The organism is Nocardia sp. NPDC050713, assembly GCF_040654315.1.
Classification (GTDB): Bacteria; Actinomycetota; Actinomycetes; order Mycobacteriales; family Mycobacteriaceae; genus Nocardia.
Genome location: NZ_JBFAHS010000002.1, coordinates 257,920 through 280,638, shown reverse-complemented (window position 1 = coordinate 280,638; position 22,719 = coordinate 257,920). Strand labels below are relative to the sequence as shown.

Annotated in this window: 26 protein-coding genes; 11 read left to right on the top strand and 15 right to left on the bottom strand. The window is 69.4% G+C overall.

Translation table 11 applies throughout. The annotated features are described in order from the left end of the window. The first annotated feature begins 132 nt into the window (after window positions 1–132). The 4 genes from AB0H49_RS04605 to AB0H49_RS04590 are packed head-to-tail and all read left to right on the top strand — an operon-like array spanning window position 133 to window position 3,842. Window positions 133–2,481 (top strand): nitrate- and nitrite sensing domain-containing protein, encoded by a 2,349-nt coding sequence (locus AB0H49_RS04605; protein WP_357247139.1) that lies wholly within the window; start codon window positions 133–135, stop codon window positions 2,479–2,481. Then, a complete protein-coding gene (locus AB0H49_RS04600) occupies window positions 2,481–2,876 on the top strand; it encodes a roadblock/LC7 domain-containing protein (protein ID WP_355001628.1) in 396 nt (131 codons plus the stop codon). The genes AB0H49_RS04605 and AB0H49_RS04600 overlap by 1 nt, the downstream gene beginning before the upstream one ends. Then, complete coding sequence (locus AB0H49_RS04595; RefSeq protein WP_355001629.1) at window positions 2,873–3,247, top strand: DUF742 domain-containing protein; 375 nt, start codon at window positions 2,873–2,875, stop codon at window positions 3,245–3,247. Before AB0H49_RS04600 ends, AB0H49_RS04595 begins: the two co-directional genes overlap by 4 nt. Beyond that, window positions 3,228–3,842, top strand: a complete 615-nt coding sequence (locus AB0H49_RS04590) for an ATP/GTP-binding protein (RefSeq protein WP_355001630.1) — start codon at window positions 3,228–3,230, stop codon at window positions 3,840–3,842. Before AB0H49_RS04595 ends, AB0H49_RS04590 begins: the two co-directional genes overlap by 20 nt. A gap of 78 nt (window positions 3,843–3,920) precedes the next feature. Here AB0H49_RS04590 and AB0H49_RS04585 read toward each other — a convergent pair whose 3' ends face one another. The 3 genes from AB0H49_RS04585 to AB0H49_RS04575 are packed head-to-tail and all read right to left on the bottom strand — an operon-like array spanning window position 3,921 to window position 6,839. Then, window positions 3,921–4,286 carry a hypothetical protein gene (locus AB0H49_RS04585; protein WP_357247134.1) on the bottom strand — a complete coding sequence of 122 codons (366 nt, stop codon included), beginning with the start codon at window positions 4,284–4,286 and terminating at the stop codon, window positions 3,921–3,923. Between the two features lie 4 nt (window positions 4,287–4,290). Next, window positions 4,291–4,809, bottom strand: a complete 519-nt coding sequence (locus AB0H49_RS04580; RefSeq protein WP_355001632.1) for a hypothetical protein — start codon at window positions 4,807–4,809, stop codon at window positions 4,291–4,293. Then, window positions 4,806–6,839 (bottom strand): PEP/pyruvate-binding domain-containing protein, encoded by a 2,034-nt coding sequence (locus AB0H49_RS04575; RefSeq protein WP_357247131.1) that lies wholly within the window; start codon window positions 6,837–6,839, stop codon window positions 4,806–4,808. The genes AB0H49_RS04580 and AB0H49_RS04575 overlap by 4 nt, the downstream gene beginning before the upstream one ends. 343 nt (window positions 6,840–7,182) lie before the next feature. On the opposite strand from AB0H49_RS04575, the gene AB0H49_RS04570 reads away from it, so the two are divergent. Beyond that, window positions 7,183–7,428 carry a hypothetical protein gene (locus AB0H49_RS04570; protein WP_355001634.1) on the top strand — a complete coding sequence of 82 codons (246 nt, stop codon included), beginning with the start codon at window positions 7,183–7,185 and terminating at the stop codon, window positions 7,426–7,428. Window positions 7,429–7,437: 9 nt separating this feature from the next. Here AB0H49_RS04570 and AB0H49_RS04565 read toward each other — a convergent pair whose 3' ends face one another. From AB0H49_RS04565 to AB0H49_RS04550, 4 genes are all read right to left on the bottom strand, one after another. Beyond that, window positions 7,438–7,935: a hypothetical protein gene (locus AB0H49_RS04565; RefSeq protein ID WP_355001635.1), complete on the bottom strand. Its 498-nt coding sequence runs from the start codon at window positions 7,933–7,935 to the stop codon at window positions 7,438–7,440. Between the two features lie 62 nt (window positions 7,936–7,997). Then, window positions 7,998–8,531: a hypothetical protein gene (locus AB0H49_RS04560; RefSeq protein WP_357247127.1), complete on the bottom strand. Its 534-nt coding sequence runs from the start codon at window positions 8,529–8,531 to the stop codon at window positions 7,998–8,000. A gap of 184 nt (window positions 8,532–8,715) precedes the next feature. Beyond that, window positions 8,716–9,132: an NUDIX domain-containing protein gene (locus tag AB0H49_RS04555; RefSeq protein WP_357247124.1), complete on the bottom strand. Its 417-nt coding sequence runs from the start codon at window positions 9,130–9,132 to the stop codon at window positions 8,716–8,718. A gap of 9 nt (window positions 9,133–9,141) precedes the next feature. Next, entirely contained in the window at window positions 9,142–9,651 is a 510-nt protein-coding gene (locus AB0H49_RS04550) for a helix-turn-helix domain-containing protein (protein ID WP_357247121.1), read from the bottom strand. A gap of 53 nt (window positions 9,652–9,704) precedes the next feature. On the opposite strand from AB0H49_RS04550, the gene AB0H49_RS04545 reads away from it, so the two are divergent. Both AB0H49_RS04545 and AB0H49_RS04540 read left to right on the top strand, forming a co-directional pair. Next, window positions 9,705–10,511: a thioesterase family protein gene (locus AB0H49_RS04545; protein ID WP_357247118.1), complete on the top strand. Its 807-nt coding sequence runs from the start codon at window positions 9,705–9,707 to the stop codon at window positions 10,509–10,511. 25 nt (window positions 10,512–10,536) lie between these two features. Beyond that, on the top strand, window positions 10,537–11,952 hold the full coding sequence (locus AB0H49_RS04540) for an MFS transporter (protein ID WP_357247115.1): 1,416 nt from the start codon (window positions 10,537–10,539) through the stop codon (window positions 11,950–11,952). A 50-nt stretch (window positions 11,953–12,002) separates the two neighbouring features. Here AB0H49_RS04540 and AB0H49_RS04535 read toward each other — a convergent pair whose 3' ends face one another. Further along, the gene (locus AB0H49_RS04535; protein WP_357247112.1) at window positions 12,003–12,821 is read right to left on the bottom strand and encodes an ABC transporter permease; all 819 of its coding nucleotides are present in this window, start codon (window positions 12,819–12,821) and stop codon (window positions 12,003–12,005) included. Then, the gene (locus tag AB0H49_RS04530; protein ID WP_355001642.1) at window positions 12,821–13,780 is read right to left on the bottom strand and encodes an ATP-binding cassette domain-containing protein; all 960 of its coding nucleotides are present in this window, start codon (window positions 13,778–13,780) and stop codon (window positions 12,821–12,823) included. Before AB0H49_RS04530 ends, AB0H49_RS04535 begins: the two co-directional genes overlap by 1 nt. A gap of 92 nt (window positions 13,781–13,872) precedes the next feature. On the opposite strand from AB0H49_RS04530, the gene AB0H49_RS04525 reads away from it, so the two are divergent. Beyond that, entirely contained in the window at window positions 13,873–14,616 is a 744-nt protein-coding gene (locus tag AB0H49_RS04525; RefSeq protein ID WP_357247109.1) for a TetR/AcrR family transcriptional regulator, read from the top strand. A 598-nt stretch (window positions 14,617–15,214) separates the two neighbouring features. Next, entirely contained in the window at window positions 15,215–15,469 is a 255-nt protein-coding gene (locus tag AB0H49_RS04520; protein WP_355001644.1) for an IPT/TIG domain-containing protein, read from the top strand. A gap of 179 nt (window positions 15,470–15,648) precedes the next feature. Here the strand turns inward: AB0H49_RS04520 and AB0H49_RS04515 are convergent, their stop codons facing one another. The 4 genes from AB0H49_RS04515 to AB0H49_RS04500 all read right to left on the bottom strand — a co-directional run bounded on the left by AB0H49_RS04515 (window position 15,649) and on the right by AB0H49_RS04500 (window position 18,825). Beyond that, window positions 15,649–16,110 carry a hypothetical protein gene (locus tag AB0H49_RS04515; protein ID WP_357247106.1) on the bottom strand — a complete coding sequence of 154 codons (462 nt, stop codon included), beginning with the start codon at window positions 16,108–16,110 and terminating at the stop codon, window positions 15,649–15,651. Between the two features lie 205 nt (window positions 16,111–16,315). Then, on the bottom strand, window positions 16,316–17,422 hold the full coding sequence (locus AB0H49_RS04510; protein WP_357247103.1) for a winged helix DNA-binding domain-containing protein: 1,107 nt from the start codon (window positions 17,420–17,422) through the stop codon (window positions 16,316–16,318). A 78-nt stretch (window positions 17,423–17,500) separates the two neighbouring features. After that, window positions 17,501–18,427 (bottom strand): M56 family metallopeptidase, encoded by a 927-nt coding sequence (locus tag AB0H49_RS04505; RefSeq protein WP_355001647.1) that lies wholly within the window; start codon window positions 18,425–18,427, stop codon window positions 17,501–17,503. A gap of 17 nt (window positions 18,428–18,444) precedes the next feature. Further along, on the bottom strand, window positions 18,445–18,825 hold the full coding sequence (locus AB0H49_RS04500) for a BlaI/MecI/CopY family transcriptional regulator (RefSeq protein WP_281292405.1): 381 nt from the start codon (window positions 18,823–18,825) through the stop codon (window positions 18,445–18,447). A gap of 117 nt (window positions 18,826–18,942) precedes the next feature. Between AB0H49_RS04500 and dinB the strand changes: the two genes are divergently transcribed. Both dinB and AB0H49_RS04490 read left to right on the top strand, forming a co-directional pair. After that, on the top strand, window positions 18,943–20,205 hold the full coding sequence (gene dinB, locus AB0H49_RS04495) for a DNA polymerase IV (RefSeq protein ID WP_357247099.1): 1,263 nt from the start codon (window positions 18,943–18,945) through the stop codon (window positions 20,203–20,205). Window positions 20,206–20,311: 106 nt separating this feature from the next. Beyond that, window positions 20,312–20,689: a PLD nuclease N-terminal domain-containing protein gene (locus AB0H49_RS04490; protein ID WP_355001649.1), complete on the top strand. Its 378-nt coding sequence runs from the start codon at window positions 20,312–20,314 to the stop codon at window positions 20,687–20,689. Between the two features lie 3 nt (window positions 20,690–20,692). Here the strand turns inward: AB0H49_RS04490 and AB0H49_RS04485 are convergent, their stop codons facing one another. Then, entirely contained in the window at window positions 20,693–21,571 is an 879-nt protein-coding gene (locus AB0H49_RS04485) for a phosphoribulokinase (protein WP_355001650.1), read from the bottom strand. Between the two features lie 43 nt (window positions 21,572–21,614). Then, the gene (locus AB0H49_RS04480; RefSeq protein ID WP_355001651.1) at window positions 21,615–22,706 is read right to left on the bottom strand and encodes a class 1 fructose-bisphosphatase; all 1,092 of its coding nucleotides are present in this window, start codon (window positions 22,704–22,706) and stop codon (window positions 21,615–21,617) included. Window positions 22,707–22,719: the final 13 nt, after the last annotated feature.

The window sequence follows — 22,719 nt, the reverse complement described above, 5'->3', positions numbered from 1 at the left end:
GTCGGGAAGACAAATCGGACCTGCCCATGTTTCGTTCAGTCGTGGATCAGCTTCGTTTCGCGTTGTCAAATCGAGTCCCGCTCAGCGGGACCGGAATTACAGCCGTGTAGTCCGCTGACTTACGGTGTCCCGATGTTCAGAGCGAGGCTCGGTGTCCGGAGCCGGATACTGGCGATCGCGCTCCTGCCGAGCCTGACTCTGCTCGTCATCGGCGTGGGTGCGGCGGGATATCTGGTCGATCAAGGCAACACCGCGAAAGACTGGGCGGCCCAGATGCAGGCCGCGATTCCCTCGACCAGGGAATTGATGGAGGCGACGCAACAAGAACGCCACCTCACCCTGGCGCACTTGGCGGGCGACGATTCGAACGGCCCAGCGCTCACCGCGGCGCGGGTGCGGCTCGACGGCGCGCTGCGCAAGTTGCTGGAGGCCTCCGAGGGAATCCGCGAGGTGGACGACTCGAAGATCGGTGACGACCTCGCCGGGTTCAACACCCTGGCCGAGCATCTGGCCGGCGTTCGCGCGCAGACGGATTCGCGCCAACTGCCGATGGCCGAGGCGTACGGCTTCTACAACCGGCTGCTCGATGTCGTCTCGGTGGGCTCGCAGGTCGCCCAGCAGTCCGCGCCGGACGCCGAGATCGGCGTGGAGATCACCGAGGGCATGCGGTTGCTCTACGCCGCCGAGGCCATGTCGCGCGGTCACGCGCTGGCCGTCGCGATGGTCACCGCGAACGGCGACCTGCCACTGCCGGTCGAGGAGTACCTGCGCCAAATCGGCTTCTACCACACCGAGATCGGACTGCTGGCCAGCGAGATCGACATCGAGCAGCGCGAAGCGGCCGCCGCGCTGACCGGATCCGAGGCGTGGCAGCGGCTGTCCGCGATGGAGAACGCCATCGCACGGCGTTACGTCGCGCCCGTCGAGGACGAATCGTCCACCGGCACCGCGAGCCGCGAGGAGGCCGAGCCGCTGCCGCTCTCCCCGCAGGACTGGCAGGCCGCCGCCGCGGAGATCAACCGCGGGCTGCTCGATCTGTGGATCACCCAGAACAAGCACACTCAGCGGCTGGCCGAGGAGAAGTCGTCCGATTCCGCGCTCACCTCGCTCTTCGGCGGCGGTGGCGTGCTGCTGGTCAGTGTCGCCGCGATCGTGGTCGCCGTGCTGATGGCCAACCGGATCATCCGGCGGCTCAAGGGGTTGCGCGGCGAGACCCTGGCGCTGGCCGACGAGCGGCTGCCCGACATGATGCGCAGGCTGCGCGCGGGCGAACAGGTCGATCCCGCCGAGGAGACGCCGCGCCTGGACTACGGCCGCGACGAGATCGGCGAAGTGGCGCAGGCTTTCGAACACGCGCACGCGGCCGCGGTGTCGGCGGCGGTGGACGAGGCCCGCACCCGCGAAGGAGTCAAGGCGGTCTTCCTCAATATCGCCCACCGCAGTCAGATCGTGGTGCACCGGCAGCTGGAGATCCTGGACGAGGCCGAGGCGCGCCAAGAGGATCCGGCCTTGCTGGAGACGCTGTTCCGGCTCGACCACCTGGCGACCCGCGAGCGCCGCAACGCCGAGAACTTGATCATTCTGGGCGGCGGCCAGCCGGGCAGGCAGTGGCGCTACCCGATTCCGCTGATGGATCTGGTGCGTTCGTCGGTCGGCGAGACGCTCGACTACGCGCGGGTGCGCGTGTCGCGGCTGCCCGAGGTGCGTGTGCTGGGAACGGTGGTCGCCGACCTCGTGCACCTGCTGGCCGAGCTGGTCGACAACGCCACCGCGTTCTCCCCGCCGCAATCGCGGGTGGAGATCTTCGGCAACGTCGTCGGCCGCGGTGTGGTCGTCGAGGTCAGCGACCAGGGCATGGGCATGCCCGAGGCCGAGCTGGAGCGGGTGAACGAGATGCTGCGCAACCCACCGGACTTCGGTGTCGCCACGCTCTCGGCGGATTCGCGCCTCGGGCTTTTCGTGGTGGCGCAGCTGGGTGTCCGGCACGGTGTCACGGTGCGGCTCGCGGAATCCGATTACGGCGGCATCCGCGCCATCGTGCTCCTCCCGACCGCGCTGCTGGTCACCGAGACCGCGCCGAGCGCACCGGAGACACCGGCCACCGATCAGACGCGACGCCCGCGGCATCCGGTGCCGTTCATCGAGGCGCCCGGAACCGAAACGCCCGGCGGCGCTACCGAACCGACGGCCGCGGTGCTCACCATGGACCCGCCCGCCGCGCCGAAACCCGAACCGGCGGCGCCGGATCCGAACGGATCGACCTCCGCCCCGCCCGCGACCACCGCCGACGGCAGGCCAGTGCTGCCCAAGCGCAACCGACAGACCAATCTCGCGCCCCAACTGGCGCAGCCGTCGACCCCGGAACCCGTCGCCGAACGTGAGCGTTCCGCCGAACAGGCCCGGGATCTGATGTCCGCCATCGAGAATGGAACCCGGCAGGGTCGCCGTGCGCAGCCCGCCGACGAACAGGAAGGCGTGTAGTGACCGCTCCCAAACCCGGTGATCTCAACTGGCTGCTGGACGATCTGGTGGATCGGCTGGCCGGTGTGCGGCACGCGGTGGTGCTGTCCACCGACGGACTGCTGCTCGGCCGCTCCGCCGCGATGACCCGTGACGACGCCGAACACTTCGCCGCCATGTCCTCGACGCTGTACGGGCTCGCGCGCAGCGCGGGCAGTCGATTCGACGGCGGCGGCGTGCGCCAGGCGGTCATCGAACTCGACCGCGCCGTGCTTTTCGTGACTTCCGCGGGCGACAACGCCTGCCTCGCGCTGCAAGCCGCCGAGAACGCGAATCTCGGCATGGTGGCGTACGAGATGAACGTGACCGTCCAGCGTGTCGGCTCCTATCTGTCCACCCCCGCCCGATTGCCATGACGCGCCGGGGTGAGCCGTGGTTCGACGACGCGGCCGGACCGCTGATCCGGCCGTACGCGCTGACCCGTGGACGCACCATGGGCGCAGGTCACGATTTGGACATCGTGACGGTGGTGATCACCGCCTCTCCCGCACCGACAATGCGCAGGCCGGAGCCCGAATACGCGGAAATCGTGCGCCTGTGCCGTGATCCGCAATCGGTGGCCGAGGTGGCGGCCAACTTGAAACTTCCCCTTGCGGTGACCAAGATTCTCGTCGGCGACCTGATCGGCGAGGGACAACTGATCTTCCGGGCTCCGGTGCAACCGGAGGCTGGCCCCGGCGATCTCAACATATTGCGAGCGGTACTGGATGGCATCAGAAAACTTTGACCCCGCCCGGCTCGATCCCGACGGGGCCCAGCACTTGGCCGCGTCGGTCAAGATCCTCATCGCCGGCGGCTTCGGCGTCGGCAAGACCACGATGGTGTCGTCGATCAGCGAGATCGCGCCGCTACGCACCGAGGAACTCATCACCGAAGTCAGCAGCGGCGTCGACGATCTCTCGGGCGTCGAGTCCAAATCGACCACCACGGTGGCGTTGGACTTCGGCCGCATCACCATCGACCGCGATCTGGTGCTGTACCTGTTCGGCACGCCGGGACAGGACCGGTTCTGGTTCCTGTGGGACGAGCTGTCCCGCGGTGCGCTCGGCGCGGTGGTGCTGGCCGATACCCGGCGCCTCGGCAATTCCTTTGCCGCCGTGGACTTCTTCGAGCGACGTGGGCTGCCGTTCATGGTCGGGGTGAACTGCTTCGACGGGGCGCCGCGCTACACCGAGGACGAGGTGCGCGACGCACTCGATCTCGACCAGGAGACCCCGGTGATGCTGTGCGACGCCCGTCACCGCGAATCGGCCAAGAACGTGCTGCTGACGCTGGTGCAGCACCTCATCGAGCTGGCCGGACGCGAGCACGTCACCACCTGAGCCGACGCGCCTGACGGGCGCTGCCGGACGTTGTCCGTGCCCAGCTCGCGCACGGCCGGAGCGAAGGCGGAGGTACGCCTACCCGGCCCGCGAGCCGAGGTAGCGGCCGAGCACGCCGTCGACGGTGAAGTCTTCCAGGCAGCCGACGAGGCGGCGTTCGGTGTGCTCGCCGAGCGCCGGTGTGAGCGTCACCGCCCAGGCGTCGCCGTCGGCCACCGGTCCCGCGACCACGAGCACGTGGTTGACGTGGCTGGCGCACTTGTCCCACAAGCGAAGTGCGGGCTCGGTCGCCCCGTCGGCGTCCTTGGCGCGCGCGTCGAAGCGCGCCACCTGCGTGCTCGCCGCCGCGCCCCGATCGGTTTCGAACTTCATGTTCTGCGCCATGACGAGCAGTACCGTCGCGACGAGGACCGCGCCCGCAGCGAGCAGCAGAATCCGGCGCATCGGGTCACCGCCGCGATCGCACCAGCGGGCCGTGCAGCAGATGCAGGCGGTCCGCGCGCGGGGTGAGGAAACCGTTGGGCGGCAAGTGCAGCCGGTCCAGGCGGTCGACGATATGGCGTTCGGTGACGGGACCCGCGGTGGCTTTGGCGAGCCGCTCCACCAGCCACGCCACCCCGGTCAGCAGCACCCCGCTCGCCAGCAGCACCGGAACGAACACCCCGAGCCGATCGGGTCTGCTGAGCCAGGCGAAGGTGACCCGCGGCGCGGGTGTGGCCGCGTGCACGATCCGCGCGGTGCGCGCCCGGTCCGCCGCCGCTCCGAGTTCGCGCTGCATGTCGCGCAGTCGCTTGGTCAACAGCATGGCGACCAGCGCGATCTCGGCGGCGATGAACAGCACCGCGGTCAGAATGGCGCGGTTCCACTCCCACCGGTACAGGTAGACGAAGACGTAAGCGCCCGTGGCGATCAGCGTGCCGATGGCGAGCAGCACGCCGAGCCCGCGCGCACCGCGATCCCGAGTCATCGGGGTTCCTCCGTCTCGATCGATTGCCGCACTTCGCCGCTGCGCCCGTCCACCTGGACCACCGCGCCGTCGGGCAATCGGCGGGTGGCGTCGGGGTAGCCGACCACCACCGGGACGCCGTGCTCGCGAGCCAGGATCGCCAGATGACTGAGCGGACTTCCGGTTTCGGCGATCAGGCCCGACAGCCGCGGCACCACCACGGCGAGCCGCGGATCGAGATGCCGCACGACCAGGACCGATCCCGCGGGCGGACGATCGCCGATGTGCACCATGCCGCGGCCGACGCCGCCGCCCGCGCCGATGCCGCGGTCGGTGCGGCCGCGTCCCCTGGACACCGCGATCGGGAAACCATCGGTGGCGAGCCGGAATTCGGCGGGCAGCGGAAGATCGTCCGGCGCCGTGCGGTCGGCCAGGTCGTCCGGTAGCCGCCGGTATCGCACTGCTGTGCGCAGTTCGTCCAGCGACAACAGGGTCGAAGTTCTTGGGTCGTCCAGCAGTCCGGCCGCGGCGAGCCTGCCGCCGAGTTCCCACGCCGCCCTCGCCCCGAGTTCTTGCACCCAGCGGGCGCGCAGCCGCAGCGCCTCCCTGGCCAGCGCGAGCTCGCCCGCACCGTCGCCGATGGGCAGCGGGTCACCCTGGACTTCGGGCACTCGCGGCGGCGGACCGATCCGCGGCGGGGTCAACGCCAGCACGACCGGCAGTTCCTCGATCACCCGTTCCTCGGGCAGACCGGTGGCGCGGGCGGTGGCGAGCGCCGACAGCGCCATCTCGGCCGCGGTGGGCGCGGATTCGCCCTTCCCGCCGAGCATTCCGGCCAACGCCTCGTAGCCGTGCAGCGCGGTCAGCGCGGTGCGGGTGTTGTCGAGCACCGCGAGCAGCGCGAGGTCGGGGAGTTCGGTGAGCGGCGGCACCTCGGCCAAATCCGTGTCGACGCGCTCGCAGGTCTGCTGAGCCAGGTCGGGCAGCGCCACGGCGAGCCTGCCGACCCGCATGGCCGCGCCGAGCCGCCGCGCTCCTGGCCGCGGATCGAGCAGCCGCGCGAGGCTGCGGCGTGGGCGCACCACACCGAGCAATTCGAGATCGGCGACCGCGATTCCGCGCACCGCGGTGGCGACCGGTGACTCGTGCAGCGCGCGTGACGACGCGGCTCCGGTCATATCGATCGCGACACGGAGGCCATCGGCGAGGGGCGAAAGCCACAGATCCTGTTCGAGCGGGCGCAGCGGGTCGGGAAAGGTCTCGGCCAGCGGACCGGGTCCGAGGACCGGGCCACGCGCCGGTCCGTGCAAGGCGGTGACCGGCCGGGCCTGTAGCAGGATCACCCGGCCACGCCTGTCGATCGCCCATTCGATGTCCAGCGCACCGCCGAACACCCGCTCCGCGCGCAGCGCCAGCCGAACGACTTTGCGCCGCAGCCCGATCGGCAGCGGATCGGCCTCGGGCGTCGCGACCGAGGTCACGCGTCCGCGCCGGGTGATGGTCGCGGTCCACCCGCCCTCGGCGCCGCCGACGACCGCGCTGGGTCCGCGCCGCGAGGCACTGATCATCATGCGGTCGGTGCGCCCGGTCACCGGGTCGGCGGTGAAGACGACGCCGCCCCAGCCCGCCGCGAGGAACGGCTGCACGAGCACCGCCATCGCGGCGTCCACGCCCGCGCCGAGGTCGGCCGGCGGTCCCGAGGCGAGCACCTCGTCGACGGCGTCCCGGAATCCCTGCCAGTCGCGCACGTCGAGCACGGAGGTGAACAATCCGGCCATGGACTGGTGCGCACCGTCCTCGGCGACCGAAGAGGACCGCACCACAAGGGCTTTCGCGCCCGCGCCGGAGAGGCCGCGCCATTCGGCTTCGGGCGGGTCGCCGCGGTGCGACCACGCGGTGGTCAGGACGAAGCCCTCCAGCACGGGCAGGCCGTGCGCGGCGGCCGTGGCCAGCGCCGCCGCCTTGGCGCCGGTGAGCTCGGCATCGCGCGCTCGCGGATCGCGCAGGGCGACGATGCCTGGCCGGTTCGTGGTGGTTGTCGTGATGGTCATCGAACCGCCTTCGACGGAAGAACAACGCTGTTTCGGGGGCCGACCGGTCGAACCTAAGAGGAGATGACCTCTCCACTTAGGCGTCTTCCCAGTGTTTCCCCGGAGTCCGGCGCCTGTCAAGGAATGGACGTTCGTCTTGCGAGTCGCGCAGTTCACTGCCCCGTGGTCTGGCGGCCCCCTACTGTTCACGGTACGATCCCGCGCCCGCGCCGAGCGCCTCGCGCGCACAACGTTATTCACCGGCAACGCGGTCGCGACCCAGAAACGAGTGCCCCGGCAGTTCGGGGCTGTCGGGCCGCCGCTCGCTGCTTCGATACTTGCCGCGAACGAAAGGAAGATTCCAATGTCACTGTCTCCGAATATCAGAAAAGCCCTGGTCACCCTCGCCGTCTCCGGCGCGCTGGTGACCTCGACGGGGCTGGTCACCGCGCCCGCTCAGGCCGCACCGGCGCCGGTACCCGCCGCTTCCGCGGCGGTCGCGGATTCCGGATCGGCCAGCGGCTCGGCCACTTACGGCCGCGACTTCGTCGAGCTCATCGTCTGCCTGCTGAAGGGGCAGTTCATGGGCTCGAAGTACCCGCTCTGCTGACGGGGTCGTTCACACCTGGCTGAGCCAGGACAGGAAGACGAACACCCCCGCTACGGCGAGGACGAGCGCCGCCGGGACCGGCCAGGCCGGCCCGGCGCGTTCGAACAACTTGCGAATCAGCCGCAGTTGCAGTGCGCCGAGCCCGGCGAGCACCGCGAGCCAGACCGGAAGCAGACCGACGCCGAGCGCCGCGTGCACCGCCCACGCCCCCGCCAATGTCGGCCCGCCCCAAGAGTTCTCGTAGTCGTCGGCCGCGACCAGCGGATAGCAGACGCCGCGGACGACGGCGATAGCCGCGAGGAAGACCAGAAACCAGGCCAGCAGGCCGACGCCCGCGCTCAGCACCGAATGCGCCACGACCCGAGCGGGCGTGATCCCGCGTCGACGGATCGGCTCACGCAGCCACCTGCGCGGCATGCGCATCCGAACCGCGACCGGCGCGGCGGCCAGCGGCAGCGCGACCACCGCGTAGGCGGCCCAAAGGGCGAGCGAGCGAACCGACCTCATACTGGGACCGTATCGCGGGGCAGGCGATGCCGCCCGCTCGCACCCCGGAGGCGATGTCCGCTTTACCGAGCCGTCCGTCGGCGCGGTTTCGCGCGTACGGCCGCGTGCGCATCGCGGAGCAGACCGGGCGCCAGGCTCCGGTGAACGGCCGACAACCGGCCCCAGATGCGCTCGGCGATCGGCCGGTCGTAGTCGATGATCGTGGCCAGCGACAGATGCTCACCATCGATGTGGACCACCAGATTGCCAGTGAGCATCCAAGAGGGCGCGGCGAGCGTGATCCAGTTGTCGCCCCGTGCCGCGATCCGCCAACCGGCTACGTGGTCAGGTGACCGCCGCCAGGCGAGGCGTATGCCGAGTAGAACGCGCCAGATGAACTGCCCCTGCAACCCCGCGACGTCCCCGAAGGCGGCGCGCGCCCACTGTTCCGGCGACCAGTCCCCGGCGTCGCCGGTGACGAGCGTGAACAGGTCGATGTAGTCGGGATCGGGGATCGTGGCGAGCGCCAAGATCGCTTCGGGAATCTGGTGCTGCTGGAAGACGGGCAACTCGATGTCGTCCCCGGTCATCTCGTCGGCTCGTGACAACTCCTGCATCGTGCGTCCTCCTTCGCCCACCGGACCGTCTTATACGGTGCCGTATATGACCAGGTTAGACCTTGCATACGGTGGCGTATAGATGATGCCGGTGTGAGAGCGGGCACGGCCTCGGTAGAGCGGATGCCAAGTACGACAAGCGAACCGAGCGGAGTGCGGATCGACCAGGTACGGCCGACCGGCTTCAGTGCAGCAGACCGGCCGCGGCCAGATCGTCGAAGAGCAACTGGTCGACCGGCGGCACGGAGTCACGATCGGCGTAACCGAACCAAGCCATCTCATCGATCTCGCTACTGGCGGTCAGAGTGCCGCGATAGTCGGCGGTGTAGCAACTCATGCGAACGGTCACGCCATCGGCCGGTCCGTGCACTGCCGCCTCGTAAGTGCCGACGTGCCGGGCGGTTTCGGGCACCAGCGTGACGGTGAGCTCCTCCTCGATCTCGCGCAGCAGCGTCTGCAGATCCGTCTCCGCGCCTTCCCTCTTGCCGCCGGGAATGTAGAAGATGCCCTTGCCGCGTGGTCGCGCGCACAGGATGCGACCGTCTTCGATCCGCACCCACGCGACCGTATCGATCACCGTCTCCACCCGCGCGTCCGTCACGCGCGCAGCCTATCGCGGCGGCGCGCTACGGGCCGCGTCCTGGGCCAGCGCGGCCGGGATCAGCGACTTGTCGCGGGCGCCGGGACCGTACACCGGCCGCAGTTCACGCCCCTGGACGCGCTCGCCGCACTCCGAGCACACCGGCTCGATCGTCGTCCGATGGCCACAAGTGGTGTGCACCGTCTCCAGCGGCGGACCGTCCGGCGCGGCCCATTCGTCGCCCCACTGCCGCATCGCGGTGACGACCAACCACAGCGAACGCCCCTTCGGCGTGAGCCGGTAGTCGTGCCGAGGCGGATTCTCCTGGTACGGAACCTTTTCCAGGATTCCGTTGGCCACCAGGTGCTCCAGGCGTTGGGTCAGCACATTGCGCGCGATGCCGAGCCTGGCGCGGAAGTCGTCGAAGCGGGTTACGCCGAACAGGGCGTCGCGCACGATCAGCAACGTCCACCACTCGCCCACCACCTCCAGGCACTGGGCCAGCGAGCAGTTCATGTCCTCGAAGCTCGTCCTGCGCATGCCGACAGCCTAGTCGGTTGCTTCAAAGAACTCACTACCCTATGGTGCGTTTCATGAAGCAACTCACTGACCGGCCGTTGGCCGAGGAGTTCGCGCTCGACGCGACCGGCCCCGGCGCCTGGCAGGCCCGGGTGGATCGAACGTGGCGGGGCTGGACCGGCCCGCACGGCGGCGTGATCGCCGCGCTGCTCGTGGCGGTGGCCCGGCGGGCGACGGGCGAGGAACTCCCGGTGCGCGCCGTTGATCTGCGTTTCCTCGGCAGGCCCGTCGACGGCGCGTTCGTCTTCTCGGCCACCGCGCGCCCACTCGGGCGCGGCACCGCGATCGTCGACGTGATAGCGCGGCAGGAATCGGGCGAGGTCGCCGCGGCCTCGATCACACTCGGCCGCACCGCGCCGAGCTCGGTACCGGACCGCGCCGAACGTCCTGCCCCCGAGGTCGCGGCCGCCGATGCCTGCGCGACCTTCCGATTGCCGCCCGAAATCGTCCCCGTGGGAGCGCATTTCGACATCCGGCCCGCCGCGGGCCCGCTGCCGTTGACCGGCGCCGCGCAGGCGTGGATGTGCGCGTGGATCGCGCTGAGCCCGCCGATGATCATCGACGCGGCCACCCTCGCGATCCTGGCCGACGCGCTGCCGCCCGGCATCTTCCCTACCCTGTCCGCTCCGATCGCCGTCCCGACCGTCGCGTTCTCGATGCACCTGCACACCGACTTCGCAGCGCCCGCCGGGCAGCCGGTATTGGTGCGCGCCGCGAACACCGGCACCGGCGGCGGCTGGTCGGTGGACGACGTCGACATCTGGGACGCGACCGGGCGGTTGCTGGTCTCGGCCAGGCAAACCCGTCGAGTTCTCGGCTGAAGCGGAGGAACGTGTGAATACCGCTGTGCCCACAGAAAATCGGCCCGCTGCCGATTCGCGGCTCGTGCTCGGCATCGTGTCCGTCGGTGTCCTGCTGTCGAGCCTGGACCTGTTCATCGTCAACGTGGCGCTGCCCGACATGGCGCGCGAGTTCGGCGGCGCCGAGCTCGCCGGACTGTCCTGGGTGCTGAACGCCTACGCCATCGTGTTCGCGGCACTGCTGGTTCCCGCGGGACGCCTGGGCGACCGCGGCAGCAATCGGACCACCTTCCTGCTCGGCTTGGCCGTGTTCGTGCTCGGTTCCGCGGCGTGCGCGGCCGCGTGGAATGTGGCCTCGCTGGTGGCGTTTCGGGTGTTGCAGGCGGTCGGCGGGGCCATGCTCACCCCCTCGTCGCTGGGTCTGGTGCTCGCGGCGACACCGCCCGAGCGCCGGGCCACGGCGGTGCGCCTGTGGGTGGCGTTCGGCGGCCTCGGCGCGGCGCTGGGGCCGGTCGTCGGCGGACTGCTCGTCGAAATCGATTGGCGCTGGGTATTTCTGGTGAACGTGCCGATCGGGCTCGTCGCCCTCGTCGCCGGTCTGCGCAGGTTGCCCGATCCGCGCGGCGACGGTGGCGCGCTGCCGGATCTGTTCGGCGCGGTCGCGCTGGTCGGGGCGATCGCCGCGGTGGTGCTCGGACTGGTGAAGGGCGAGGACTGGGGATGGACGTCACCGGAGGCGCTCGGCGCTTTCGCCGCCTCGGCGGTGTTCGGTGTCGCCTTCGCTGTTTCCTCGGCACGTCACCACAGTCCGGTCGTCGACCCCGGTTTGCTGCGGGGCCCGAATTTCGCGCTGATGGCGGCCAATTCGGTGCTGTTCCAGGTGGCCTTCGCGGGCATGCTGCTGTCGGTGGTGCTGTGGGCGCAGAACGTATGGGGGTGGTCGGCGCTGCGCACCGGGCTAGCCATCGCGCCGGGGCCGCTGGTGGTGCCGATTGTCGCCGTCTTGGCGGGCAGGCTGATCGGGCGTGTCGGCGCCGGTCCCGTGATCGCCGCGGGCGGTGTGGCTTTCGCCGCGGGCATGGTGTGGTGGGCGCGCGCGATCGAGCTCGCGCCGGACTATCCCGCGGGTCTGCTTCCCGGCATGGTCGTCAGCGGTCTCGGCGTCGGCCTGACGCTGCCGACCGCGTTCGCGGCGGGCACCAGCGGCATTCCGCCGCAACAGTTCGCCACGGGGTCGGCGGTGTTGAGCATGGCGCGCCAAATCGGTTTGGCCGTCGGTGTCGCCGTGCTGGTCGCGGTCCTCGGCTCTCCCGGCGACCCACTCGCCACCCTCGATGCTTTCCGTCGCGGGTGGTACGTCGTTGCCGCGGTCGCGCTCGCCGCGGGCCTCGTCGGGTTCGGCGCCAGGATGCCGCGTCCCGCTGTGCCGGAAGCCGCCGTTCTCGAAACAGCGCGGCCGTAGCGAACGTTCGCTGCCCGGCACGATCGGTAGTGCCGGGCAGCGAACGGGTTTCAGCGGCTCAATCGCTGGAAGCGACGCACCGCGAGCGGCAGGAAGATCCCGGTCAGCACCAGCGGCCACACCACCGCCATCAACACCGCGTGCTGTTCGATCCACGAATCACCGCTGCCCACCGGCGTTCCGAACAGTTCGCGAGTAGCGGCCACGGTCGAGGAGATGGGATTCCACGCCGCGATGTGCCCGAGCCAGCTCGGCATCAGCTGCGGAGCGACGAAGATGCTGGAGATCATCGTCAGCGGGAACGCGACGGCGAACAACCCACCCGCCGCCTCCGGATTCGGCACGATCAGCCCGAGCCAGACGCCGAGCCAGATCAGCGCGAATCGCAGCCACAGCAACAGCGCGAAGGACGCCGCCGCGCCGAGGATTCCGCCGTCGGGTCGCCAGCCGATCGCGTAGGCGGTGATCATCAGAATGGTCAGCTCGGCGCAGGCCACGATCAGATCGGTGACGCCGCGTCCGGACACCACCGCAGAAGGCGCCATCGGCATCGAGCGGAATCGGTCGATGACGCCCTTGGTCGCGTCGTAGACGACGAGCGTCGCGGTGTTGATGAAGCCGAACGCCATCGTCATCGCGAACATGCCCGGCATCAGGAAGTCCCGGTAGTCGCCGCCGCCGGGCACCGTCATGGCACTGCCGAAGACGTAGCCGTAGAGCAGCACCGACAGAATCGGGAAGCCGAGCTGCCAGGCGATGTTCACCGGCTGGCGCTGGTAGTGGGTCAGCCCGCGCCGCACCACGTTCCAGCAGTCCGCGAACGCCCAATACACGCGGGAGCGGTTCTGCACGAGATCGATCGTGTTCATCAGGCGGCCTCCTCGGCGGTCGTGCGGTGTCCGGTCAGCTGGAGGAAGACGTCGTCGAGGCTCGGTCGGCGCAGGCCGATGTCCTCGACCGCGATGCCCTCGTCCTGCAGCGTGCGCGCCACGTCGGTGAGCGCGGCGACGCGGTCGGTCACCGGCGCGTACACCCGGCGCTCGGCGTCGTCGGTGTCGGGCTCGCCGGTGCAGACCCTGGCGAGCACCTTGGCCACCAGCGGCAGATCGGCGGCCTCCGTGGCGACCACCTCGATCAGGTCGCCGCCCACGGTGTTCTTCAGACCGTCCGGGGTGTCGTCGGCGATTGCGCGGCCCTGGTCGATGACCGTGATCCGGGAGGCGAGCCGGTCGGCCTCCTCGAGGTATTGCGTGGTGAGCAGCACGGTGGTGCCGTCGGCGACCAACGCGCGCACCGACTCCCACACCTCGCCGCGGCTGCGCGGATCCAGTCCAGTGGTCGGCTCGTCCAGGAACAGCACATCCGGGGCCAGGATCATCGAGGCGGCCAGATCGAGCCTGCGCCGCATGCCGCCGCTGTACTTGCCGACGCCGCGGTCGGCGGCCTCGACGAGATCGAAGCGCTCCAGCAGTTCGGCGGCCCGCTCTTTGGCCCCGCGCCCGCCGAGATGGAACAGCCTGCCGAACATCTCGAGGTTCTGCCGTCCGGTGAGCACCTCGTCGACCGCGGCGTACTGGCCCGTCAGCCCGATGCGCGCCCTGACCTCCCTGGCTTGCCGCACGACATCGAGTCCGGCCACCGTCGCGTGGCCGTCGTCGAGCCGGATCAGGGTGGACAAGATGCGCACGGCGGTCGTCTTGCCCGCGCCATTCGGGCCGAGCAGGCCGTGCACCGTGCCGCGTCGCACGGTGAGCTCGAAGCCGTCGAGCGCGTTCTTGTCCCCATATCTCTTGCGCAAGCCCTCGGCCCGCACCGCGTAGTCGTTCACCGCATCCTCCCTGTGGACCCTTAACTGGGTACGTTGTACCCGAATTAGGGTACAACGTACCCAGTTCTGCGCCAAGCGTTTAATCTGAAGCCATGACGACCACCGAGACCAGCGGCAGCGGCGACCTCGCGCGCACACTCGACCTGCTCTGGGACACCGGCCACCGACCGAGTCGTGGGCCCAAACCCACGCTGACACTGGATCGGATCGTCGAGGCCGCGATACGGGTGGCCGACGCGGAAGGCCTTGCCGCGGTCACCATGCGGCGCGTCGCCACCGAGTTGGGCACCGGCACGATGTCGCTGTACCGGTATCTGCCGGGCAAGGCCGAACTGCTCGACCTGATGCTCGACCGGGTCCAGCAACCGCCGGAGACGGCCGTCCCGCCCGACGGCTGGCGCGCGATGCTGCGGGAGTACGCGTACGAAATGCTCGAGATGTACCGCCGCCATCCCTGGCTGCTTCAGGTCAATCAGACCCGACCGGTCCTCGGCCCCGGCACACTCGCAGGCATGGAGCACCTCGTCGGCGGGATCAAACCGATGGGCTTGGCCGACCCCGAACTGATCTCGGTGCTGGTGATGATCTCCGGCTACGTCTGGGGCGTCGCCCGCACCCAAATGTTCGCCGAGGAGGCCGAGCGCTCCACGGGCATGACCGACGCCGAGTTCTGGGAAGCCCAATCCCCCGCCCTCGAAAAGGCCATGGCCACCGGCAATTACCCCATCATGGCCTCGCTCTCCGAATCGGCCTTCGACTCCTCCTTCGACCACTTCGACTTCGGCCTGCAACGCATCCTCGACGGGTTGGAAGTCTTCGTCGCCAAGCGCAACTAGCCGGTTGCTTTGCCCGATACAGGGCTGTGCGAAGGCGCGCACGAACTTTCGGCGTCGAAATTGAGCCCCACGGTCGGTGTGCAGAATGCAGCCGGCTACATCCCTCGATCGATAGCCGAATTCCGGGTCGCCGCGGAGGACGTCGAACCGGGCGCGACCCGATAAGCAGCGTCGAATTCGGCGCCGGTGACCGGTTCGGTCAGCCACCGTTAGTACGGTTGACGCGCGAGATTCAACACCCGGCACGCCACCGCGACGGGGATCCCGTCGACGTCGGCTCGTCCATTTTCGACAGCGTTATCAAGCGGATCCCGAAATCGGCGGCGACCTGGTCCAACGTCACACCGTCGTCACGATTGCGAGCGACGCGCACGACATTGTCACAAAACTCGCGGGGATAGGGCTTGGGCACGATGACACCCTCTCGAGCCACCCGAGGGGAAAGCCAACTCGGTTGTCACCTATCCGTGCGGCAATCCCCTTCGGATTCCTTGCCGAAGTCCGGTTTCGGTGGCTTACTGGATATGTAGCGGTTGCCGCAGAAGATCGACATCCGTTGCAAGATAATCCATTTCACTATTCGGCTTGGAGTCGAACCATGGCAGCTGTACTCACCGCCCTCACACCCAATACCGGCCCAGCGACGACATTCAGCACTGTCGTGATCACCGGCTCCGGGTTCAGCAATGTCGGTCCTCTGACCGTGCGCTTCGGTACGAAGGCGACCACGTTCACCATCGACTCCGACACCCAGATCACGGCCATCTCCCCGACGGGAACAGGCACCGTGGACGTCACTGTCAAAGTGGAGCTGGACGGCATCAGCAACGCACTGCCCTTCACCTACGTCTGACCGCGCGGGTGTGGCCGTCGGTGGGCGACTGCCTGCCGACGGCCGGATCGCGTTGTGTCGCAGGTATGGGCCGTGCTGTCGGGAACCAGCAGGCTACGCCACGCTCGAACGGGTACTGGCGGCGTAGGACCGTGTTGGCAGCGGGCATCGAGATGCGTTCTCGGAGCCGCGGATTGCGTTCAGGGTAGGAAGGTCGCCGAGATGACGGTGGCGTCGGCGTAGCTGAAGTACCAGCCGATCCATGTGTCGGCCATATGGAACTGGATCCCGTGACCGCTCGCCGGTCCGCTCGTGATCGACCACAGGCCATTACCGTATCCGGTCGCCGTACTGACGCGGCCGTCCGACCAGGTGAAGGTAGCCGTACTGGTCGCACCCGCCGCGTTCCACGGAATGGTCACGCTGAACTGTCCGGCGTAGATGCCTGGGAGCAGTGGGCTGGCGCAGTCCCGCAGGGTCGCCTCACGGTGGATGTTCTGTCCGGCGCTACCGGTGCCGGGGGTCGATCGGCCGGTCATCAGACCGCCCTGGGCGCAGCCTCCGTTGCCGGAGCTCGGCGGCTGGGTCTGTCCGTGGGGTGCGGCCAGCAGCGGTATCGCCCACAGAATTACCGCGATCAGTATGGCTCGACGTATAAACACGGCACCACCTCCCTGGGACGAGGACAGCACACGAACGCGGTCGGGCAGGACGGCCGTCGATGATCGCGCGGCACGAATCACTACTGACCCGACCTGCAGCTTATCGGCCGCGGCCTGCGTTCGATCACTTTCGACGCGGGACTGTTCTGTCCGCCCGGCGAGGACGCGGATCGAAACGCCGAACACAGCGCGGCGACAGTGGTCCTCAGGCCGCCCGCACGGCTACCCCGTCCAGACCGGCCGCGCGCGAAACGCGAGCTGCGGCACCGTCGAGGTTCTTCGGCAGCGGCGCACCGTCGAACATGCTGACGAGCAGTTCGGATCCGTCGAGTTCCCAAGTGCCCGCGATACGCCCGTCCACGACGACGAGCGGTGCGATCCAGCCCGCGGTCTTACTGACGCGTGCGCGGTGCGCCTTAGGGAGCAGTTCGGTGTCGCCGGTGCCCGGGCCGAGCACGTACTGGTCGAAGGGGCCGAGCAGGTGGACAGAGGGGGTCGGCTCGGTCGTGGCGAGTTCGTCGGCGTGTTCGGTGAGGATGTAGCCGGTACGACCCTCGACCTCCACCGTCGTGAGCGCGTCGCCGAGTTCGGCGAACCAGCCGCGAACGGTGGTCTTGCGCAGGCTGTTGCGGCTGAGCCAGGCGTCGAAGGTCTCGGGTGTGGCTGGGCCGTAGGCGCCGAGATAGGCGGTGATGGCAGCGGGCGCGGCGACCTCGGGCTCGGCGAGCCCCGGCCAGTCCGCTACGAGTCGCGCCGGGCTGGTGAAGGTCACTTTGCTCCCGCGCGCCGGTCCGTGGCAGATCGCGCCTTGCCAGGCCAGCGGTTTGAGCAGCGCGCCCCAGCCCGAGCGCAACTCCTCGCCAAGCTCGTGGAAGGCCCGGTCGGCGATGAGCGCCTCGACCAGCTCTTCGCGGGTGAGTTCTGCGTCGGCGAGAATCCCGCCCACCGCCTCGGTCAATGCGGCGACCTCCGTGGGCGTCGCGCCGAAAGTGCGCTGCCACGAAGGCTTTTCCCAGGTCCGGGCGGACGCGATGAGTGGAAGCACGGCGGCGGCTCCCGCGGGCGTCATGGCGTGCAGGGTGCCGCGCATGCCCCAGGTCTTGATCAGCGTGCCGTTGGACAGCGCGGCCACCACAGCCCCGTCCTCGGGTGCGGCGCTGCGCAGCGCGACCGCCGTTTCCGCCGCCGAGGTGACCTGCGCTTGCACACCGCACAGGCGACCGACGAGCTCGGGCACGGACGCCGCGGTGGGCCGCGCGACATATTGGCGGGCGAGCCGCCAGGCGAAAACCTGATCCCAGGTGACGCGCACCCGATCCTCCTGTGTCAGCCGATGATCGTGCCGCACGCTACACCCGGGCTCCGACAAACCCGCCATGTGCGGACTCGGTCAGTTGATCAACGTGCTGCAGAACAGAATGCCGACGGCGATCTCGAACAGCCCGATGACGGTGGCCGCGATGACGCCGAGCAGCGCGGTGCGGTTGGTGGCGCGGTGCACGCCGCGCACCGGGGCGACGAGCCGTTCGGCGCGGGCCAGCACCGCGGTCCCGGCCGCGCCGAGCGCGCCAACCGGCACCGGGGCGCCCGCGCCGACCAGGGCGAGCAGCCCGCCGAGCAGGGGTTCGCGACCGTGGACCCGGGCCGCGCGATCGTCGGCGCACATCTCGAGCAGCCTGCCGATCTCCGCGCTGCCCGCGGTGAGCAGCCGCAGTCCGGGCAGGGTGGTCGCCATCGCGCGCAACGTGGCGGTGAGCGCGGCGTGGCGGCCGCGCAGGTGTGCGTGTTCGTGGGCCAGCACCGCGGCCAGCTGTTCGCGGGTCAGCGCGTCCAGCGCGGCGCTGGTGACGACGATGGTCTCGGGCCGTCCCGCGACGCAATAGGCTTGCGGCTCCGGCGAATCCAGCACGACCGCGCCGACCTCGGGCAGCTCACGCCCCACCATCCGCACGGCGCGCCCGTGCGCGAAGGTGCGGCGGCGCAGACGCAGCGCCACCCGCGCGGCCTGCAACGACACCGCCGCGACGCCGGAGGCGAGCACCGCCGCCAGCGAGTAGGTGACGAGCTGCGCGGCCCAGCCGTGCATGTGCATCGGGAACGACAGCACCGAATAGCACGCGCGCAGCGCCTCGCTCGGATGCCGCCAATAGGTGGCGAACTCGACGACCAGCAGACCGGCCGCGAGCACCCAGGCGCCGAGCGCCCCGGCGATGGCGACCAGCCAGGCCAGCACCCCCAGCCGCGGCGCGACGCCGCGGCGGGTGAGCCGGTGCAGCACCGGCGGTCCGAAGACCGCGACGGTGCTGCCGTATGCCATCAGGCACAGCGCGACGTTCACGGGGCCTCGGGGGTTCGTCGCGCGGTCAGCCTGCGCAGTGCCGCCCGCAGTCCCGCCGACTCCTCGGCACTGATCCGGTCCACGAAATGGCTGAGCACCAGGTCGGAGCGACCGCCGGAGCCGAGCGCCTCGAGCATCAGCCGGGCGCTGTGCTCCTCGCGGGTCAGCGTCGGCCAGTATCGGTAGGCCTTGCCCGCCCGCTCCCGCGCCAGCCATCCTTTGCGGTGCAGGTTGTCCATGGTGGACATCACCGTGGTGTACGCGATGCCGCGCTCGGCGGAGAGTTCCTCGAAAATCTCCCGTACCGTCGTGGACTCCGCGTCTCTGTCCCAGATGCGGTCCATGATCACCGCCTCCAGGTCTCCGAATCCGCGCACCGTACCGACTCCCTCATCGTCGTCCGATCTACTGTCGCCCAAAGGGTACCGAGGATCGGCTTTGACTACGGAGGCAAACCGTAGATCGGTGCGGTTCGTCGCCGCGTATGCGAACATATGTTCGTGTCCGATCGCCGTGCCTCTCCCGCCGTCGCGCCGCCGCGCGGCCGGGAACGCCCGCGCATCGAGGCGCGCGCCGAGGCCTCGATCCTGCACGCGGACCTGGACTCCTTCTACGCCTCCGTCGAACAGCGCGACGATCCCGGACTGCGCGGCAAACCGGTGATCGTGGGCGGCGGGGTCGTCCTCGCGGCGTCCTACGAGGCCAAGGCGTTCGGGGTGCGCACTCCGATGAACGGCGCGCAGGCGCGGCGGCTGTGCCCGAACGCGATCGTGGTGCCCCCGCGCATGAGCGCCTATTCCGAGGCGAGCAAGGCAGTGTTCGAGGTCTTCCGCGACACCACGCCGGTGGTCGAAGGGATCTCGATCGACGAGGCGTTCCTCGACGTCGGCGGGTTGCGCCGGATCGCGGGTCCGCCGCTCGACATCGCCCAGCGGCTGCGGGCGCGGGTGCGCGACGAAGTGGGCCTGCCCATCTCGGTCGGCATCGCGCGCACCAAGTTCCTCGCCAAGGTCGCCAGCGCGGTGGCCAAGCCCGACGGACTTCGCCTGGTGCCGCCCTCCGCCGAGCTCGACTTCCTGCATCCGCTTCCGGTCGAAAGGCTGTGGGGCGTCGGCGATGTCACCGCCCGCACGCTGCACGAACACGGCGTCACCCGGATCGGGCAGCTGGCCGATCTCGGCGAGAACGCGTTGCGCGGCTTCCTCGGCCCCGCGGCCGCCCGCCACTTGTACGCGCTCTCGATGGCCAGGGATCCGCGCCGCGTCGAGACCGGTCGCCGCCGTCGCTCCATCGGCGCGCAACGCGCCCTCGGCCGCCGCGCCCGCCCCGCCGACGAGATCGAGGCCTACCTGCACGGTCTCACCGACCGACTCGGCCGCAGGCTGCGCACCGCCGACCGGGTCTGCCGAACAGTGGTGCTGCGCATGCGTTTCGACGATTTCAGCCGCGCCACCCGATCCCGCACACTGGCCGAGGCCACCGACCACACCGACACCCTGCTGCGCGCCGCGCGCCAGCTGCTCACCGACGCGATGCCGATGATCGAGGAGCGCGGGCTCACCCTGATCGGCCTGGCGCTGACCAATCTCGACGACGCGGACGCGGTCCAGCTCACCCTGCCGCTGGAGGCGCGCGCCACCAACACCCTCGACGCCACCCTGGACGACTTACGCCGCCGCTTCGGCTCGGCCGCCGTCACCCGCGCGGCGCTGATCAACCGCGGCGAAGGTCTGTCGGTGCCCCTGCTGCCCGACTGACTCACTACCCGTAAGCTCGTGCGCGGCCGGTTCAGCGGGGGGACTCACTTCGATCTTCGAGAACCGCGAACGGTCCGGGACTTTTCCGTCGTCGCAAGGAGATCGCATGCCTTACGCCGTGCTCGGCTTCCTCACCCTCGCTCTCTGGGTGTACTGCCTGGTCGACATCATCACCTGCCCCGAAGCGGGCATCCGGCATCTGCCGAAGATGGGTTGGCTGCTCGTCGTCGTCCTCATCCCGACCATCGGCGCGCTGCTCTGGCTCTTCGCCGGGCGCCCGCTACACGAACCGCGCACCCGCTCGACCACCCGCTACGCCGAGTACGACCGCCCCGGTCGCCACATCGCACAAAACCCCGACGAGGACGAGGCATTCCTGCGCAGCCTGCGGGAGCGCGCCGAGCAACAGCGCGCCGAGGCTCGCCGGCAGGAAGCGGAGCGGCAGCGGGAACAGGATCGCCGCCGCGAAGAGGGCCAGCTCTGAGGCTCACCAGCTTCGCTTGGGCCGCTTGTCCATCAACCGCAGGATCAGCGGCGTGAAGATCAGCTGCATCGCCAATTCCATCTTCCCGCCGGGCACCACGATGCAGTTCGGCCGCGACATGAACGAGTCGTGCAGCATCGACAGTAGATACGGAAAGTCGATGACCTTCGGATCGGCGAAACGGATCACCACGAAACTCTCGTCGGCGGTCGGAATACTGCGAGCGGTGAACGGATTCGAGGTGTCCACGGTCGGCACCCGCTGGAAGTTGACGTAGGTGCGGGAGAACTGCGGGCAGATGTAGGTCACGTAGTCGGGCATGCGGCGCAGGATGGTGTCGATCACGGCCTCGCTGGAGTAGCCGCGTTGGGTCTTGTCGCGATAAACCTTTTGAATCCACTCCAGATTGATGATCGGCACCACCCCGACGAGCAGGTCGGTGTACTGCGCGACGTCCACCGTCGAGGTGACGGCCGCGCCGTGCAGCCCCTCGTAGAACAGCAGATCGCTGCCGGGAGCGAGTTCTTCCCACGGGGTGAAGGTGCCCGCCGGCTGACCGTACGGCTTGGCCTCGGCGTCGTCGTGCAGGTAGCGGCGCACCGTGCCGACGCCGGTCTCGCCGTAGTCGCGGAACAGCGTCTCGAGCTCCTTCAGCAGATTCGCTTCCTCGCCGAAATGCGAGAACCGCACGTTGCGGTTCTGCTCGGCCTCGGCCATCGCCAGCTTCATCTCGTTGCGATCGAAGCGATGGAAGGAATCGCCCTCCACGATCGCCGCGTTGATTCCCTCGCGGCGGAAGATCTCCTGGAAGGTTCGGGTGACGCTGGTCGTGCCGGCACCGGACGAACCGGTGATCGCGACCACGGGATGTTTGACCGACATGGCACCTCCTGAATTGCCGGACAACGGGTTTCGGCGCGCCGGATCAGCGACCGGCCGAACGGAACAGCGACCGGTTGCCGAACAGCGAACTGTCGAAGCTGGGCCCTTCGTCCGGCTCGTGGTGGTAGCGCTCGATGCGCTCGACCTCGTTGCGGGAGCCGAAGATCAACGGCACCCGCTGGTGCACGTCGTCGGGGGTCACCTGGAGCACCCGCTCCACACCGGTGGTCGCCGCCCCGCCCGCCTGCTCGACGATGAACGCGACCGGACTCGCCCCGTACAGCAAGGCGACCCGCCCGGGCCGGGCGGGCGGGCGGGTGTCGTGCGGGTACAGGTAGACCCCGCCGCGAGTGAGGATGTGGAAGGTGTCGGCCACCAGCGAGGCCACCCAGCGCATGTTGAAATCGCGTCCGCGCGGCCCGTCGACACCGTCCAGGCATTCGTGCACGTATCGCCGCACCGGACGCTCCCAGAACCGCTCGTTCGCGGCGTTGATGGCGAAGCCCGCGGTGTCCTCGGGGATCCGCATGCGCGGGTGGGTGAGCACGAAGGCGCCGATCTCGCGATCGAGGGTGAATCCGTCCACGCCGCGGCCGGTGGTCAGCACCAGCATGGTGGCCGGGCCGTAGAGGGTGAAGCCCGCGCACACCTGCTCGGCGCCCGCTTGCAGGAAGTCCGCTGCCGTCGGCTCGCCGCCTTGCCGCCCCCACACCCGCTCCGGCGCGCGCAGCACGCTGAAGATCGTGCCGACGGGCAGATTCACGTCGATATTGCTGGATCCGTCCAGCGGATCGAACGCCAACAAATATTTCCCGCGCCGGTGCGTGTCCGGCACGGGATGGATCTCCGGCATCTGTTCGGAGAGCAGCGCCGAGAGATGGCCGGTCCATTGGGTTTCCGCGACCATGATGTCGTTGGTGATGGCATCGAGCTTGCGGTGCACCGTGGGCGGCAGGTTGTCCGGTTCGGAGGCGCCGAGCGACCCCACGATCGCGCCACGGGTCACCTGGTTGGCGATGATCTTCGTCGCGGTCGCGACGACGTTCACCAGGGCGGAGAACTCACCGGACGAACCGGGGTGCCGGTGTTCCTCCTCGATCGTGTAGCGGGTGAGGGTCTTCAGTCCTTCTGGCATCGCGTCTCAATCG